Raw genomic sequence first — 15150 nt, 5'->3', positions numbered from 1 at the left:
GGGAATGCCTTTTTTAAGTTTTTAATTATGCCTGCCAGCGCATTTATTTTATTTACAAAAGCCAATTCCGGTAAAACTTTCGTAGATTAGTTTGTTGCTAGCCTTTCTGGCCTGGCGTTTATCCTCTACTCTTTATTCCCTCGCAACATGCTGAATTCTTTACGCTTTCTATCGGGTGTTGGCCTGCTGGGCTTGCTGGCCACCGGCCAGAGCCTGGCGCAAACCGGCCCCAACCCGGCTGCCAATACCAGCCCCTTGGCCCCGGCGGCCATCAAGCCCGATTCGGTGTTCATCAACCCGGAGGTGCGTCCGCAGTTTGTGGGCGGTGATAAGGCCTTTGGGGCCTACCTCAGCAAAAATATTCACTACCCGCAGCAGGCGTTGCAACGGCGGGTATCGGGACGCGTAATGGTCAACTTCATCCTCAGTGCCCAGGGCCGGGTGCAGGATGCCCACGTGGTGAGTGGCCCCGGCAGCGGCCTCAACGACGAAGCTCTGCGCCTGGTGTGGCTGATGCCGGCCTGGGAGCCCGCCCGCTCCAACGGCCAGCCCGTGCGCGTGGCCTGCACCGTGCCCATCTCCTTCAACACAGAGCGATAGGTAATTGGTAAATGAGTAACTGAGTAAATTTTTAAACTTACTTGTTTATCAATTTACTGATAGGGTGCCGTGCCGGGCGGCCCGAGGCCGAAATCGTTGAACGTAACCGTTTCGCGGGTCGACTCAAACATTTTGATGCCGTTGGGCGTGGCCAGGCCGCGCGGGTAATAGCCGATGAGCAGCTGAAACGTGCGCAGGGCCGTGAACTCGTTGCGAAAGCGCAGGCCCAGGCCAAAGGCCGTGTAGGGCGAATTGTTGAAGGGCGTGCCGCCCCGGGGCTGGTCGCCCACCCAGGCCGCGTCGGCGAAGGCAATGCCGGCCAGCCGAAAGCCCAGGAGCGAAAGCGGCGTGAAAAGCGTGGTTTCGTAGTTCACCACGAAGCGGCTGGTGGCAATGATGGGCTGCCCCGGCGAAAACCCGCGCAGGCCCCGGTCGTTGGTGATGCCCTTAAGCAGGTCGCCGGGGTTGCGGTTCAGCCCGATGGTGCCCCGGCTGCTGAGGAAGTGCCGGTACTGCCAGTTGCCTATGTGGTAGAGCCTGGTGAAGGCCGTGAGTTCGGTGCCCAGCAGGCCCTGCTGCCACACGCGGGGCTGGTTCACGGTCTGAAACGACCCAAAGTCGACGGCTCCATAGAGGTAGCTGCCGCTGGCGCTGAAGCTGGCGGCCGCAATGCGCGCGTTGAAGTAGCGGCGCGGCAGCACACTGTTCACATCGTAGCCCGCCGTGAAGCTTAGCAGCGTGCCTGTGGGCACGTCCTCGGTGCGGCCAAAGCCAAATAGATACCGGGCCTTGTAATAGCGCCGCACCGAGTAGCCCACCGTGCCCAGCAGCAGCGTACCGTTGTGGTAGTCCGGCGGCGGAGCGTCGGTGGGTTGGGGGGTAACGGTGAAGTTGGTGTTGATGACGCGGGCCGCCACGATGATGCGCCCCGGGTTTTCGTAGCCCAGGTCGTAGGAGCGCAGGCGTAGGGCGCGGCCTATCCAGGCATCCTGCACATAATTACGTAGGGGGTATAGTACGTATTGCTGCCCAGCGGGCGGGGCCTGCAGGCCCACGTTCTGGTCGTAGGCATTGAAGCTGAGCGCTCCGGCGTAGCGCGTGCTGAGCGAATAAAAGTCGCGGGTGAGCGACACCCCGCCCGAGCGGTAGTTGTTTTCGTTGCGGTAGCGGGCCTGCGCGAAGAAAAAGTGCCGGAACGGGGCCGTGTAGCTGCCTTGGTAGGCCCAGGTCTGGGGGAGGTTGCGGCCGTAGCTATAGGAGTTGGCCAGCTGGTGGCCCTGGCCCAGGAAGTTGTCGTCGCCAGCCGTGATGACGCCCGACGTGGCCGTGCCCACCTCCACGCCGGCCGTGATGCTGAATACGTCCTTAGTAAACACCTCAATATCAACACTATCCTGGGTAGTGGTGCGCTCGTTTACCAGCACGCGGGCATCCAGGATTTCGGGCGTCTGGCGCAGCAGGCGCTCCGATTCGGCTAGGGCCTGGGGCTCCAGCGCCTGGCCCGACCGAAACAGCAGCACCTGCCGGATGCGCGAACGGGACGTTTTGATGTGCAGCGCATTGCCGGCCTTCTCAACCACGGTGCGCGGCACCCGGGCCGAGTCCGAAAGGTTGTAGCCAAAGGCATCGAGCGTGCGGATGTTGATGCGCCGCACGATTTTGAAGTTGTGGCGGTCGAACTGCCGGTCCAGCAGCACGGCATCGAGGCCGGCCTGCTCCTCCTGGCGCCGCGTGAAGTTGAACAGGGCCGACGCCGCCCGGCCCGCAATGGTTTTGCGGCGCGAATAGGCCTGTAAGCGGTTCAGCAGCCGCTGCTCATCGAAGCGCTGGCGCAGGGAGTCGGGCCGTTGGGGCAGGATTTCCAGCTTCGCCTTCAATGAGTCGGGTGGCACGGCCGAGCGCGGGTCAAACGTCTGCGCGCGCGCCGGCCCGGCCAGTAGGCCCAGCAGTAAAAACACAAGCAGGACAGGACTGCGGAAATTCATGTAGGAACGCAACGCCGCAAATTACGAAAAGGAGACGGGCGCGGCCGTCTACGGGATTGGCCGGTGGTTGGGTGCTAAATCCGGCTGGCCGCAGTTTAGCGCGTAGCGCGTAACTGCTGGCCGATGGGTAATGCGAGTTTGCAACTCGCCATTAAAGCCGACGAAGGATTTGCCGCTTCGCGGCAGCGAGTTGCAAACTCGCTTCACGGTGTGGCACGCAGTTACGCGCTGCGCGCTAAACTGCGGCCAGCGCGCACGGCCAAACTGCGGCCAGCGTGTGCGCCACGCCAAACGGCGGTTGAGGTTTACTAAAAATCACGACTCAGCGACCACGTATATTTTGCCAGGAAAAGAAAATATTTCCAATAAAATTAGCTTAAATCGTAGTGTCTATTTGGGCGCTGATTCGTAATTTTAAGGCCGAAAGCAATATCCCGCCGCATGAACGAGCGCATTCAGGAGAAACTAAGCATATTAGCCGACGCGGCCAAGTACGATGCCTCGTGCAGCAGCAGCGGCGGCAAGCGTAAAAACGAGGGCAAAGGCCTCGGTAATGCCGAGGGCATGGGCATCTGCCACAGCTACACCGAGGACGGCCGTTGCGTGAGCCTGCTCAAGATTCTGCTCACCAATCACTGCATTTTCGATTGCGCCTACTGCGTGTCGCGCCGCTCGAACGACGTGAAACGCGCCGCCTTCACCGTGGATGAAGTGGTGGACCTCACCATTAACTTCTATCGCCGCAACTACATCGAGGGCCTGTTCTTGAGCTCCGGCATTTTCTCCAGCCCCGACTACACCATGGAGCGCCTCGTGCGCATCGTGAAAAAGCTGCGCACGGAGCACAAGTTCAACGGCTACATCCACGTCAAAACCATTCCCGGCGCCTCGCCTGAGCTCATTGCCGAAGCCGGCCTCTACGCCGACCGCCTCAGCGTGAACATCGAGCTGCCCTCGGAGTTGGCGCTGACCACGCTGGCCCCGGAAAAGAATTATGCCGAAATCCTGACCCCGATGGGCCAGATTCGGGACGGCATCATCCAGAACAAGGAGGAAAAAGCGCTGTTCAGGAAAGTGCCCACCTTCGCCACTGCCGGCCAAAGCACGCAGCTCATTGTGGGGGCCAGTCCCGAGACGGACTTGCAGATTATCAAGCTGACCGACAGCCTGTATAAGGGCTACGGCTTGAAGCGGGTGTACTATTCCGGCTATATCCCGGTCACGGACGATGCCCGCCTGCCGCAGGTCACGCAGCCGCCCGTTATCCGGGAGCACCGCCTGTACCAGACCGACTGGTTGATGCGCTTCTACGGCTTCCAGGCCGATGAAATTCTCGACCCCGCCCACCCGCACCTCGACCTCGAAATTGACCCCAAGCTGGCCTGGGCCCTGCGCAACCGCCACGTATTTCCCGTCGATGTGAACGTGGCCGACTATGAGATGATACTGCGCATTCCCGGCGTGGGCGCGCGCTCGGCCAAGCGCATCATCGCGGCCCGCCGCTTCGCCACGCTCGATATGGAAACCCTGCGCCAGCTGGGCGTGGTGCTGAAGCGCGCCAAGTATTTCCTCACCTGCCGGGGCGAGCACCAGCCCGTCATCGGCGAGCTGACCGAGCAGCAGGTGCGCCGCCAGATTCTGTTCGGGGCCGGCTCGGTGCGCTCGGCCCTCGTGACGCAGCAGCTCGACTTATTCGCCCAAGCCTCCTGATTCCGTCATGCAAGCTGACTTCAACGCTGAATCTTCCACCGCGCTGCTGCACCCCGGCCACCTGGGCGGCGTGCAGCACGACATTCTCTTTTCTGTCATGAAAGTCATTCATCGTCAAGCCCAGCCGCGGCCCGCCGTGCTGCCGCAATCCGACAAAGTAGACCGCCTCTCGTGCTGCTGCCGCCTCAGCGAGCTGATGCCGCTGGTGCGCCAGCTGCACGATGAGGCCCGCGCCCGCCACGAAGCCCGCCGTCAGGGCGAGCAGCGCCAGCAGGCGGCGTAAGGCCGGCGCACCCAGGGGGGGGGCGCTTGCTGCGTGGCCTTGTGGCTGCGCCGGGCGTTTGGGCGCTGCTGAACTTACGTAGTTTGGCGACGGCCCAGCGGCCGCAGCTTGTATGCAGAATTGAAGGGAGCCGGGGCGTCCGGCAGTGGTTTGCTCATCCGGTAGCAAGTCGTTGCCGGGCGGCCCGGCTTTGTGGTGATGGGGTAGCAAATCGAGCGAGTCCACCCAGGTTGCCTTGGGCAAAAGGGCGCTGGGTTCGGCAGCATAAGAGACTTTTGCCTACCTTAATACAGCAGTTGATAGGGCAAAAACGCAGTTTTCGACTGTGCCTATACGCTTATTGCACACGGGCGGCGCTTGCCATTAATGCGGTTGAGTGCGGCAGGGAGCAACTATACGCAGCCGCTAAAGGCGGCTGCTCGCAGGCAGTTGCTTACGCCGCACGCACAAGATTATCTGCAGGACTGATACCCGATGCAGGCGGCTGAAACCCCCACCTGACCTGCTCCATTGCCCTAACGCATGCCCGGGGCCGTCCTTTTTTTGGCTTCCAACAATTATTTCTCTTACCACTTTTCCCAAAATCCCCATGAAAAAAGACAACTACTCTATCTTGGATTTGCCGATTTGCCGCCTGCTTTTGCTGCTGTGGCTGGCGCTGTTGAGCACACTGGGAGGAACGGCTTCGGCTCTGGCCCGGCCCGCAGACGTGCTGGTTGATTACTGCTTCACCACGCCCGACTACGCTGTGCTGGCCGAAACGGTGGGGCCGAATGTGAACTTTACGTTTCACCCCTTGGGAGCCACGGCGGGCGGCAATCTGGCCATTATCTACCTCCGCGAGGGCCCTGCGGGGGCTTACCCGGGCTACACGATGACGAAAAATGCGGCCGGCGACTTCACCTTCAGCAAAGCCGTTGCGGGGGGCGTGGTTACGAGCCTGTACTTCACCTACGAGGTGGGGCCCGGCGGCCCACAGCGCAATACTGCCGCCACGCCGCACAGTTACACCGTAGGCACGGTGTGCGCCGTATCGTCGAGCAACGTGCCGCCCACGGTTAGCCTCACCGCACCCGCGGCTTCGGCGGTTTTTGCCGCACCGGCCACCATCACCCTCACCGCCAATGCCACCGATTCGGATGGTACCATTGCGAAAGTAGAATTCTATCAGGGCACTACGCTGCTGGGGCAGGCCCTGACGGCTCCCTATACCTACACCTGGACGGGCGTGCCCGGCGATGCCTACTCACTTACGGCCAAAGCCACCGACAACGGCAATGCCAGCACGACTTCGGCCCCGGTAGCCATTCTGGTGCAAAGCCCGGACGGCTACTGCTCCACCCGGCCCGATTATTCCTACTCAGCCGTGACGACCGGCGGCAACGTGACTTTCACGTTCCATCCGCGCGGAGCCACGGCGGGCGGCAACCTGGCCATTGTGTTCATCCGCGAAGGCTCGATAGGGGCATACCCTGGCTATACCATGGTTAAGAACGCAGCCGGCGACTTCACCTTTAGCAAAGCCATTGCCAGCGGCACCGTTACGAGCGTGTATTTCACTTACGAAATCGGCCCGGGGGGCGCCCAGCAAACCTCCCTTGCCGACCCGCATATCTACACCGTAGGCACCAGCTGCCGTACGGCCACGGCCACCGCCACTCAGCCCGCGTCCCTCACAACGGCTCTGAGCATCTCGCCTAATCCGGCTTCGGGCCACGCCGTGCTCACCTCTGCGCCGGGGCCGGCCTCCGCCTTCGTGGCAACGCTTTACGACCTGCGCGGGGCACGGGTGAAAACCATCGGAGTGGGTACTGCCGAGGCTGGCAAGGCGTTAGCGCTGCCGCTCAGCACTGAAGACCTGGCTGATGGCATTTACCTGGTGAAGCTGCAAACCAGCTACGGCGTTGCCACGGCGCGCCTGGTGGTGAGCCGCTAAGGTTGGTCGGGGTGCTGACCATGGCGCTAGCCGTCCCGGTCAGCACCCCGAACCAGCGGGGCTGGCGTGCGTAACCGGTACTTATTCGCCACGTTGATTTGCTTGTATGAAACCGATTCGTCGCCCGGCGTCGTTGGTGGGAGCCGCCGCCCGCCGCCGCTCGGCCCCCACGCTCACCACCCCGCCGCTGGACTACACCTACGACGGCACCTTCGAGGGCCTGCTCACGGTGCTGTTCAGCATCTACGAAAGCAAGTCGCCGCCCAACAGCATTCAGCCCGAAGCCACGGCCCAGAGTGGCCTGTTTGCGCAGCCTGCCCACCGCGAAACCGACGAAACCCGCGCCGCCCGCGTGTGGGAAGGATTGCTGAAAACGATGAGTGCCGAGGCCCGCGCCCGCCTCTACCACGTGTTTTTGAGCGAAGATGCGGAGCGGGAGCTGCTGATTTTCAGGTATGTGGATTTGGCCCTGAGCTCGCCGGTTGATGTGGCCGAGAACTACGCCAACGCCGACGTGCGCCGCGTGCAGCGCCTGGCCCAGATGATGTTTCGCGAGAAGCATCGCATGGAGGCCTTCGTGCGCTTCGAGAAAACCAGCGACGAGCTGTTCCACGCCACCATTGAGCCCGATATGGACGTGCTGCCGCTCATCGCCGCGCACTTCACCAAGCGCTACGCCGACCAGCGCTGGCTGATTTATGACCGCCGCCGCCACTACGGGCTGTACTATGACCTCACGCGCACCGACATTGTGCAGTTTGAAAATCCCACGGGGCAGAAATCAACCGACATCTCCGCTACTGTGCTTGATGAGCGAGAGCCGTTATTCAAGCACCTTTGGCAGACGTATTTCGACCACGTTAATATCCCCGAACGTAAAAACCTGAAGCTGCACCGCCGCCACATGCCGCTGCGCTACTGGAAATACCTCAGTGAAAAGCAGCCCCGTGAGCAGCGCTTCGAGCCCATTAAAAACAAGCAGGTGATTGTGGGCAAGGAGGTGTCGGCGGGTCAGAAGCTACTGCCGCCAGCGGGGTAAGGTCTTGTAGCACATGCGTTAGCTTATGCATTGTGCCGAATATCGTTCAGCGCCGCATAAGCGAAAGCATGTGCTACAAGGTGGCTGGGCCTAACTTGCGGGCTAATCCGAGTATTAGCCATGAGTACGACACTGGTTTTTGGAGCCTCCGGGCAATTGGGGCAGTGCCTGGCGCACGTAGCCCGCGAGCGTGGCACAACGGGCCTGCTGTTTTTGGCCGAGGCGCAGGCCAACATCCTCAACCCCGAGGGCCTGGCCACGCTATTTGCCGAGCAACGCCCGGCCTACGTCATCAACTGCGCCGCCTACACGGCCGTGGACAAGGCCGAGGATGAGGTAGACCTGGCCCGCCGCATCAACCGCGACGGCGTGGAAAACCTGGCTCGTCTCTGCGCGGAGCACGGCACCGTGCTCATTCAGATTTCCACTGATTTCGTGTTTGCCGGCGCGGGCAACGAGCCCCTGCTCGAAACCGATGAAACCGCGCCGCTGGGCATCTACGGCCTCACCAAGCTCGAGGGCGAGCAGGTGATTCCGACCCTCACCGAGCAATACTTCACGCTGCGCACCAGCTGGCTGTACTCGGAATTTGCCGGCAATTTCGTGAAAACCATGCAGAAGCTGGGCCGCGAGCGCGACGAGCTACGCGTGATTTGGGACCAGGTGGGCACGCCCACCTACGCCATCGACCTGGCCGGTGTCATCCTCGGCCTCATCGAGAGCCGCAGCAAGGCCTACGGACTCTACCACTACAGCAACGAGGGCCTGACTTCGTGGTACGATTTCGCCACGGCCATTTTTGAGCTCAGTGCAATTGAGGTGAAAACTACGCCCATCCGCACCGCCGAATACCCTACCAAGGCCACCCGTCCGCCGTTTTCGGTGATGGACAAGACTAAGATTAAGACCCAACTGGGCGTAGCCATCCCGCACTGGCGCGAGAGCCTGAAAACCTGCGTGGAGCGGCTTGCGGCAGCGGGATTTTAAGCTATAGTTTGCTGAGCGTCAGTTACCGAAGTAGCGGCTGAGTCGCGCCCGTAGTAGCGGCTGGCCAAATAGGCTGCGCAGGTAAATGCCCCACCCAGCACACACACGCCGGCCCAGCCGCCGTGCATCCAGGCCAGCCCGCCGGCCACCGAGCCGAGCGAGCCGCCCGTGAAGTAGCCGGTCATGTACACCGTGTTGAGGCGGCTGCGCGCCTCGGGCACCAGGGAGAACACCTTGGTCTGGTTGGAGATGTGGACCGATTGCACGCCCACATCCAGCAGAATGACGCCGAGCACCAGCCCGGCCAGGTGAAAGCCGGTGAGGCCCATCAGCACGTAGGCGGCCAGTGCCAGCAGAATACCCACGCCGATGGTGAAGTCCGGCCCGCGCGTGTCGGCTACTTTGCCGGCCAGCGGCGCGGCTAAGGCCCCCATTGCCCCAATCAGCCCAAAAAAGCCGACTACATCGCTGCCGTACTGGTAGGCCGGGCCTTCCAGAAAAAACGTGAGTGTGGTCCAGAATACGCTGAAGGCCGCAAACAGCAGCCCGCCCACCAGCGCCGAGCGGCGCAGGGCCGGCAGGGTACTCGTCAGGGTCAGCAGCGACTTCATCAGCGAGCCGTAGGAGCCCGCGAAATTTGGCTGGTCGCGGGGCAGCCGCCAGGCCAGCAGGCCCAGCAGGGCCAGCATCAGCCCGGCCGCTATCTCAAACATGGCCCGCCAGCCCAGGTGCGCGCCCACGTAGCCACTGAGCGTGCGCGAGGCCAGAATGCCAATCAGCAGCCCGCTCATGATGCGGCCCACGATGCGGCCCCGGTCGGCCTCGGGGGCCAGGTGGGCGGCCATGGGCAGCAGCAGCTGCGGCACCGCCGAGCAGATGCCCAACAGGATGCTGGCCCCCGCCAGCAGCGCAAAGCTGGGCGCAAACGCTGCCAGTCCCAGGCAGGCTGCCGCGCCCAGCAGCATAATCATTATCAGACGCTTGCGCTCCAGCATGTCGCCCAGCGGCACCACAAACAGCATGCCCAGCGTGTAGCCCACCTGCGTGGCCGTGGCCACCAGGCTGGCGCTGCTGTCGGAGAGGTGAAAGGTGCGGCCGATGGCGGCCAGTAGCGGTTGGTTGTAGTAAATATTGGCCACCACCAGCCCGCAGGTGATGGCCATGAGCCAGACGAGGGCCCCGTCGAGCCGGCGGAGGGGTAGGGGAGGCGAAACTGCCGCAGGGGCGGGTTCGATAAGCAATTCTGACATTTAAATAGCGCGAACGAATCGGGATAGGATGGCGGCGAAATAGCGTTGGGTAACTGCCAACCGGCCCCGATAGTTGCACCGCACCCGCGCAACCTGCCCGCCGCTCCTGCGTTTGCCCAGCATGAGCCGAGGATTTACCAAGGAAGACGACGCGCAGACGCCGCCCATTATTCCGCCCCGGGCGGCCCTGCCGCCGGGCACGCCCAACTACGTTACGCCCGCCGGCTTGGCGCTGCTCCGCAGTGAGCTGGCTATCCTGGAAGCCGAGCGCACCCAGGCCGAAGCCAACCACGACAACGATACCGACCGCACCCATCGCCTCTCCCTCTACAACGGCCGGCTGGCCCTGCTGCTGGAGCGCATCGGCAGCGCTCGGGTGGTGGAACCCGCCGGCCAGCCGCCCAAAGAGGTGCGCTTCGGAGCCACGGTCACGCTGCGCACCAGCGGAACCGGAGCGGAGCGCACGCTGGCCATCGTGGGGGTGGACGAAGCCGAGATTGCCAGCGGCAAAGTGGCGTTTGTGGCTCCTATTGCCCGGGCCTTGCAGGGCGCAAGGCTGGGCCAGACCGTGTCCTTTAAGCTGGGACCCAAGGAGGAATTAGTGGAGGTGGCGGACATCCGCTATGCTGATTCGTAATTTTAACTCGTCCGGCCATGTGGCCGGTCTCTAACAGCCTTATGATTATATATAAATCGACCGACTGGTTGGATGCGCTGCGGCATCTGAGCGCTTCTGATGTAATTCGCCAACTGCTGAAACGGGTGTTCTTCGTGGGTATCTATGCCACCGTAATAACGGCTGGTGCCGCCGAATTTGAGCGCCTGAATACGGTTATCGACAAAGAGTTTTTTACCTTCCTGGGCATCATGCTCAGCTTGCTGATGGTCTTCCGGACCAACACGGCGTACGACCGATTTTATGAGGGCCGCCGCGTGTGGGGCGAGCTCGTGAACAACTGCCGCAACTTGGCCGTGCTCGTCAATGCCCGCCTGCCGGCCGATGACATGGCTACCCGTACCTACTTTGCCCGCCTGCTCTCCAATTTCCCCATTGCCCTCGATGGTCACCTGCGCAGAGGCGTGCGCTTCGAGAAGCTGGAAGATGCAACCCCGGGCCACGTCGACCAGCTGCGTGCCATCGACCACGTCCCCAGTCGCATTGCCGCCCTTATTCAGGAGTTTTTCGAGCACCTGCTGCGCCAGGGCGTCATCCTGCCCGAGCACCTTATCACCTTCCAGCGCCACCACGAAACCCTGCTCGACGTGGCCGGCGTCTGCGAGCGCATCAAGGGCACGCCCATTCCGTTCTCCTACAGCTTCTTTATCAAGGGCTTCATTACGGTATTCATCCTGATAATGCCCTTCAACCTGCTGGATACCTACCAGTGGCTCACGGTGCCTATCACCATGTTCGGAGCTTACGCGCTGCTAGGTGTAGAGATGATTGGCGACGAGATTGAAGACCCCTTTGGCAAGGACAGCAACGACTTGCCGCTCACCCAGATTTCCAACCGCATCCGGGCCAACGTGCACGAAATCATGCGGGTAGAGTTGGATAAAGAAGTGCGCGAGCTAGCCGACCTGCCATATAGCGTGGTGTTTTAACTGTACCGTGGACTCTGCGAGTCCGCGCGTGTGGGAGGCGATAGGCCGTTCAACCGCGCGGACTCGCAGAGTCCACGGTACGTTCAGCTATGCTACCAGCTGCTTCTTATACGCCCCCGGCGTCATGCCCTCGTACTTCTTAAACAGCGACTGGAAGTACGACAGATTATTGAAACCCGCCCGCAGGCACACCTCCGCCACGCTGGCCAGTGGGTGGCGCAGCAGCCGCTTGGCTTCGCCCAGCCGCTCCCGAATAATGTACTCAACCGGCGTAATGCCGAACTCGCGCTTGAAGACCCGGAAGAAGGTGGCCTTGCTCATGCAGGCCAGTGCGCTGAGCTTATCGATGGTCAGGCTCTCCGAAAGATGGTCTTTAATGTAGCCCACCACGGCGGCAAAGCGGTGCGTATTAAGGTGCCGGGCATAGTCGTGGAAAATGAGCTGGCGGGCCTGCGTCTGCATCAGGCGCACCAGCAATTCCTGGAGCGTGAAGCCGGCTAGCACGTCTTTATTTACATCAGAAGTGCGCGACACGGCTACCAGGCGGCCCAGCGTGTCGGTCAGTTCGGGGGTGTTGGTGAGGTGGGCGTACTCGGGGCCTTCTATGGCCCAGGGCTGGTGAGATTCGGCCTTGGGATATCGCTCGTTCAGCAAATCGACGGTGTGGCGGATGGTATCGGGCGCGATGGCCACGGCCAGGCATTGGGTGGGCTTGCACAGGCAGGCATCGGGGAAGTCGATTTCCATCAGCTCGTCTTTGTCCACTACCACCGACTCGCCGGGCAGGTAGTCGAAGGCGGCGCGGCCGGGCAGGTGCATTACTTTCCGGCCGCGCAGCATGGTGGTCAGGGCTAGGCCATCGAGGCGCAGGGGCACGCGGTAGGCGGCACGGTGCGTTTCGAACACATTGAGCTCGAACCCTTCCAGGCTATATACTGTCCGGTTTTCGACTAAGTAATGCAGCTGCTCCAGCGCGAGCGGGGCAACGGCGGCAGGCAAATGAACGCGGGCTGGCATAGCGGAAATGGCTGTGGTGAGGGAGTACACACTCCTAATACGGAGATGGCAGAGCAAGTTGCGACAATTTCGGCACTCTTTGCGATAATACCACAACCCGGCCGCTGGTTAAAAGCAGACCTTTACAACATCTCCCGTTCAACTCATTCCCATCCAACAACGTCATGGCTGAAACCTTAGAAGAAACCACCACCTTGGTGGAACGCCCCAAGTTCAAATCGCACTACGACAACTTCATCGGTGGCAAATGGGTGGCTCCGGTGAAAGGCCAGTACTTCGAAAATTCCTCGCCCATCGACGGCAAAGTCTTCACCAAAGTGGCCCGCAGTACCAAGGAAGACATTGACTTAGCCCTCGATGCCGCGCACGAAGCCTTCAAAACCTGGGGCAAAACCTCGGCCACCGAGCGCAGCAACATCCTCAACAAAATTGCCAACCGCATCGAGGAGAACCTGGCCATGCTCGCCGCCGTGGAATGCGTCGAGAATGGCAAGGCCATTCGCGAAACCACCTATGCCGACATGCCGCTGGTCATCGACCACTTCCGGTACTTCGCCAGTGTGATTCGGGCCGAGGAAGGCAGCGCCACCGAGCTGAACAGCACCACGCTGTCGCTCAATATTCAAGAGCCGCTGGGCGTTATTGGTCAGATTATTCCCTGGAACTTCCCGCTGCTGATGGCTACCTGGAAGCTGGCCCCCGCCATTGCCGCCGGCTGCACCGTGGTGATGAAGCCCGCCGAGCAAACCCCCGCCAGCATCATGGTGCTCATGGAACTGATTCAGGACCTGGTGCCTCCGGGCGTGATTAACGTGGTGAACGGCTTCGGCTTGGAAGCCGGCAAGCCGCTGGCCTCGTCGCCGCGCATCAACAAGGCCAGCTTCACGGGCGAGACGACCACCGGCCGCCTCATCATGCAGTATGCCGCCGAAAACCTCATTCCGGTGACGATGGAGCTGGGCGGCAAGTCGCCCAACGTATTCTTCAAGAGCGTGATGGACCACGACGACGACTTCCTCGATAAAGCCATCGAAGGGGCTGTGATGTTTGCCCTGAATCAGGGCGAAATCTGCACCTGCCCATCGCGGATACTTGTGCAGGAGGACATCTACGACGACTTTATTGCCCGCGTAATCGAGCGCGTGAAGGCCATCAAGCTGGGCAACCCGATGGACATGACCACGATGATGGGCGCGCAGGCCTCGAACGACCAGTTCGAGAAAATCCTGAGCTACCTCGAAATCGGCAAGGCCGAAGGTGCCGAAGTGCTGGTGGGCGGCGAGGCCTACTCGCAGGCCGACGGCGCGCTGGGCGAGGGCTACTACATTCAGCCCACCATGTTTCGGGGCCACAACAAGATGCGTATTTTCCAGGAGGAAATCTTCGGCCCGGTGGTGTCCGTCACCACCTTCAAAACGGTGGAAGAAGCCATCGAAATTGCCAACGATACGCTCTACGGCCTCGGGGCCGGCGTGTGGACTCGTGATGCGCATGAGCTGTACGAGGTGCCCCGCGCCATCCAGGCCGGCCGCGTGTGGGTGAACTGCTACCACGACTACCCCGCCGGTGCGCCCTTCGGCGGCTACAAAGCCTCCGGTTTCGGCCGCGAAAACCACAAGATGATGCTGGCCCACTACCGCCAGAACAAGAACATGCTCATCAGCTACAGCGAGAAGGCGCTGGGCTTTTTCTAGCGCAGTGCGGTAAGCGTTAGCTGGCACCGCAGGGCCGTAAAATGAAAAACAGAACGTCATGCTGAGCTTGCCGAAGCATCTCTACCGCGCCCCCGGGGCCGGTAAAGCTGCGGAAAGAAGCCCGGCATGACGTTCTATTTTAAGCAGCCACCCGTGTCGCTACGCATCTTTTGCCTTGGAACTGCGTCTTCATTAGCAGCAATAAGCACCACGACCATGAAAAGCCTTTTGCTAAGTTCTGTCCTGCTGTGCGGTTTCTCATCTCAGGCACAGATACTACCGGTTCCGGGAGCCAAAAATCCGGACTGGAAGCTGTAAAAAACAGAATCCCGGCCCAACGTTGAGCCATCGGATATCCAACCCGGTATTGACCGCATGCCCAATGCTGCCCAGCGCAGCATTGCCCGCGCCGACAACCGCCACCAATGGTGGGATGGTACCCGCCAGCTCGCTTACGAGTGGCTGAGCCGCCCCGGCTCCTGCACCATAGCTCCTGATAAGTCAGTCGCGGTGCGTGAGGAGCGGACCGGCAATACGTACATTTTTCGCCGTCGCTAGAGCAGTTCCGGCAATCATTTTTGGCTGGCCTGATTATACGGCAAGCTAAAGCTTACCTCACAACTATGCCCACCCCCCGCGTCCTCGTCACCGCCGCCGCCGAAGCCACCATCGACCTGCTCCGCGACGAGCACGGCCCGCTCATGTTCCACCAGAGCGGCGGGTGCTGCGACGGCTCCTCGCCCATGTGCTTTGCCAAGGGCGAGTTTCGGGTGGGCGGCAACGATACCTGGCTGGGCCGCATCTACGGCTGCGACTTTTTTATGAGCGCCAGCCAGTTCGAGTATTGGAAACACACCCAGCTCACGGTGGATGTAGTGAAGGGCCGGGGCGCCAGCTTCTCGCTGGAAATCCCGCTGGGCGTGCGGTTTCTGATTCGCTCGCGGCTATTTACCGAGGACGAGGAAAAGGATATGGCCCCGGTATTTGCCGGTGATGAATACCCGGAAATGGCGGTGTAAACGAGTAGCGGCTGTCATGCTGAAC

14 protein-coding genes are annotated in these 15150 nt (G+C 61.3%); 11 read left to right on the top strand and 3 right to left on the bottom strand.

Features of this window, described 5'->3' with window-relative positions:
• The first annotated feature begins 147 nt into the window (after positions 1 to 147).
• On the top strand, positions 148 to 600 hold the full coding sequence (locus KQ661_RS19550) for an energy transducer TonB (protein WP_216690110.1): 453 nt from the start codon (positions 148 to 150) through the stop codon (positions 598 to 600).
• 53 nt (positions 601 to 653) lie between these two features.
• Here KQ661_RS19550 and KQ661_RS19545 read toward each other — a convergent pair whose 3' ends face one another.
• On the bottom strand, positions 654 to 2585 hold the full coding sequence (locus tag KQ661_RS19545) for a BamA/TamA family outer membrane protein (RefSeq protein ID WP_216727812.1): 1932 nt from the start codon (positions 2583 to 2585) through the stop codon (positions 654 to 656).
• A 441-nt stretch (positions 2586 to 3026) separates the two neighbouring features.
• On the opposite strand from KQ661_RS19545, the gene KQ661_RS19540 reads away from it, so the two are divergent.
• The 5 genes from KQ661_RS19540 (at position 3027) to rfbD (ending at position 8540) form a co-directional block, all read left to right on the top strand.
• Positions 3027 to 4295, top strand: a complete 1269-nt coding sequence (locus tag KQ661_RS19540) for a putative DNA modification/repair radical SAM protein (RefSeq protein ID WP_216727811.1) — start codon at positions 3027 to 3029, stop codon at positions 4293 to 4295.
• Positions 4296 to 4302: 7 nt separating this feature from the next.
• On the top strand, positions 4303 to 4578 hold the full coding sequence (locus KQ661_RS19535) for a hypothetical protein (RefSeq protein WP_216690107.1): 276 nt from the start codon (positions 4303 to 4305) through the stop codon (positions 4576 to 4578).
• Between the two features lie 589 nt (positions 4579 to 5167).
• Positions 5168 to 6514, top strand: a complete 1347-nt coding sequence (locus tag KQ661_RS19530; protein WP_216727810.1) for an Ig-like domain-containing protein — start codon at positions 5168 to 5170, stop codon at positions 6512 to 6514.
• A 106-nt stretch (positions 6515 to 6620) separates the two neighbouring features.
• Positions 6621 to 7553, top strand: a complete 933-nt coding sequence (locus KQ661_RS19525; protein ID WP_216727809.1) for a TIGR03915 family putative DNA repair protein — start codon at positions 6621 to 6623, stop codon at positions 7551 to 7553.
• A 120-nt stretch (positions 7554 to 7673) separates the two neighbouring features.
• Positions 7674 to 8540, top strand: coding sequence for a dTDP-4-dehydrorhamnose reductase (rfbD, locus tag KQ661_RS19520; protein WP_216727808.1), 867 nt, complete (start codon positions 7674 to 7676; stop codon positions 8538 to 8540).
• Here the strand turns inward: rfbD and KQ661_RS19515 are convergent.
• Positions 8537 to 9790, bottom strand: coding sequence for an MFS transporter (locus tag KQ661_RS19515; RefSeq protein WP_216690103.1), 1254 nt, complete (start codon positions 9788 to 9790; stop codon positions 8537 to 8539). The two genes, rfbD and KQ661_RS19515, sit on opposite strands and share 4 nt — an antisense overlap.
• A gap of 121 nt (positions 9791 to 9911) precedes the next feature.
• Between KQ661_RS19515 and KQ661_RS19510 the strand changes: the two genes are divergently transcribed.
• Together KQ661_RS19510 and KQ661_RS19505 are read left to right on the top strand one after the other, a co-directional pair.
• Positions 9912 to 10427 carry a GreA/GreB family elongation factor gene (locus tag KQ661_RS19510; protein ID WP_216690102.1) on the top strand — a complete coding sequence of 172 codons (516 nt, stop codon included), beginning with the start codon at positions 9912 to 9914 and terminating at the stop codon, positions 10425 to 10427.
• A 41-nt stretch (positions 10428 to 10468) separates the two neighbouring features.
• The gene (locus KQ661_RS19505) at positions 10469 to 11395 is read left to right on the top strand and encodes a bestrophin family protein (RefSeq protein ID WP_216727807.1); all 927 of its coding nucleotides are present in this window, start codon (positions 10469 to 10471) and stop codon (positions 11393 to 11395) included.
• An 87-nt stretch (positions 11396 to 11482) separates the two neighbouring features.
• Here KQ661_RS19505 and KQ661_RS19500 read toward each other — a convergent pair whose 3' ends face one another.
• Positions 11483 to 12412 (bottom strand): helix-turn-helix transcriptional regulator, encoded by a 930-nt coding sequence (locus KQ661_RS19500; protein ID WP_216690100.1) that lies wholly within the window; start codon positions 12410 to 12412, stop codon positions 11483 to 11485.
• 164 nt (positions 12413 to 12576) lie between these two features.
• Between KQ661_RS19500 and KQ661_RS19495 the strand changes: the two genes are divergently transcribed.
• The 3 genes from KQ661_RS19495 to KQ661_RS19485 all read left to right on the top strand — a co-directional run bounded on the left by KQ661_RS19495 (position 12577) and on the right by KQ661_RS19485 (position 15125).
• Complete coding sequence (locus KQ661_RS19495) at positions 12577 to 14106, top strand: aldehyde dehydrogenase family protein (protein WP_216690099.1); 1530 nt, start codon at positions 12577 to 12579, stop codon at positions 14104 to 14106.
• A 375-nt stretch (positions 14107 to 14481) separates the two neighbouring features.
• Positions 14482 to 14664, top strand: coding sequence for a hypothetical protein (locus KQ661_RS19490; RefSeq protein WP_216690098.1), 183 nt, complete (start codon positions 14482 to 14484; stop codon positions 14662 to 14664).
• 65 nt (positions 14665 to 14729) lie between these two features.
• A complete protein-coding gene (locus KQ661_RS19485; protein WP_216690097.1) occupies positions 14730 to 15125 on the top strand; it encodes a DUF779 domain-containing protein in 396 nt (131 codons plus the stop codon).
• The last annotated feature ends 25 nt before the right edge of the window (positions 15126 to 15150 follow it).

This window comes from Hymenobacter siberiensis (assembly GCF_018967845.1).
In the GTDB taxonomy this organism is placed as follows: Bacteria; Bacteroidota; Bacteroidia; order Cytophagales; family Hymenobacteraceae; genus Hymenobacter; species Hymenobacter siberiensis.
Note: the sequence above shows the minus strand (reverse complement) of the source record. Positions and strands in the feature narration are given on the sequence as shown.

What these genes read in the sequence shown, in the direction of transcription:
- KQ661_RS19495 (WP_216690099.1), top strand. Translation starts at nt 12,577, where the DNA reads ATGGCTGAAACCTTAGAAGAAACCACCACCTTGGTGGAACGCCCCAAG.
- KQ661_RS19485 (WP_216690097.1), top strand. Translation starts at nt 14,730, where the DNA reads ATGCCCACCCCCCGCGTCCTCGTCACCGCCGCCGCCGAAGCCACCATC.
- KQ661_RS19535 (WP_216690107.1), top strand. Translation starts at nt 4,303, where the DNA reads ATGCAAGCTGACTTCAACGCTGAATCTTCCACCGCGCTGCTGCACCCC.
- rfbD (WP_216727808.1), top strand. Translation starts at nt 7,674, where the DNA reads ATGAGTACGACACTGGTTTTTGGAGCCTCCGGGCAATTGGGGCAGTGC.
- KQ661_RS19525 (WP_216727809.1), top strand. Translation starts at nt 6,621, where the DNA reads ATGAAACCGATTCGTCGCCCGGCGTCGTTGGTGGGAGCCGCCGCCCGC.
- KQ661_RS19505 (WP_216727807.1), top strand. Translation starts at nt 10,469, where the DNA reads ATGATTATATATAAATCGACCGACTGGTTGGATGCGCTGCGGCATCTG.
- KQ661_RS19530 (WP_216727810.1), top strand. Translation starts at nt 5,168, where the DNA reads ATGAAAAAAGACAACTACTCTATCTTGGATTTGCCGATTTGCCGCCTG.
- KQ661_RS19500 (WP_216690100.1), bottom strand. Translation starts at nt 12,412, where the DNA reads ATGCCAGCCCGCGTTCATTTGCCTGCCGCCGTTGCCCCGCTCGCGCTG.
- KQ661_RS19550 (WP_216690110.1), top strand. Translation starts at nt 148, where the DNA reads ATGCTGAATTCTTTACGCTTTCTATCGGGTGTTGGCCTGCTGGGCTTG.
- KQ661_RS19490 (WP_216690098.1), top strand. Translation starts at nt 14,482, where the DNA reads ATGCCCAATGCTGCCCAGCGCAGCATTGCCCGCGCCGACAACCGCCAC.
- KQ661_RS19515 (WP_216690103.1), bottom strand. Translation starts at nt 9,790, where the DNA reads ATGTCAGAATTGCTTATCGAACCCGCCCCTGCGGCAGTTTCGCCTCCC.
- KQ661_RS19545 (WP_216727812.1), bottom strand. Translation starts at nt 2,585, where the DNA reads ATGAATTTCCGCAGTCCTGTCCTGCTTGTGTTTTTACTGCTGGGCCTA.
- KQ661_RS19540 (WP_216727811.1), top strand. Translation starts at nt 3,027, where the DNA reads ATGAACGAGCGCATTCAGGAGAAACTAAGCATATTAGCCGACGCGGCC.
- KQ661_RS19510 (WP_216690102.1), top strand. Translation starts at nt 9,912, where the DNA reads ATGAGCCGAGGATTTACCAAGGAAGACGACGCGCAGACGCCGCCCATT.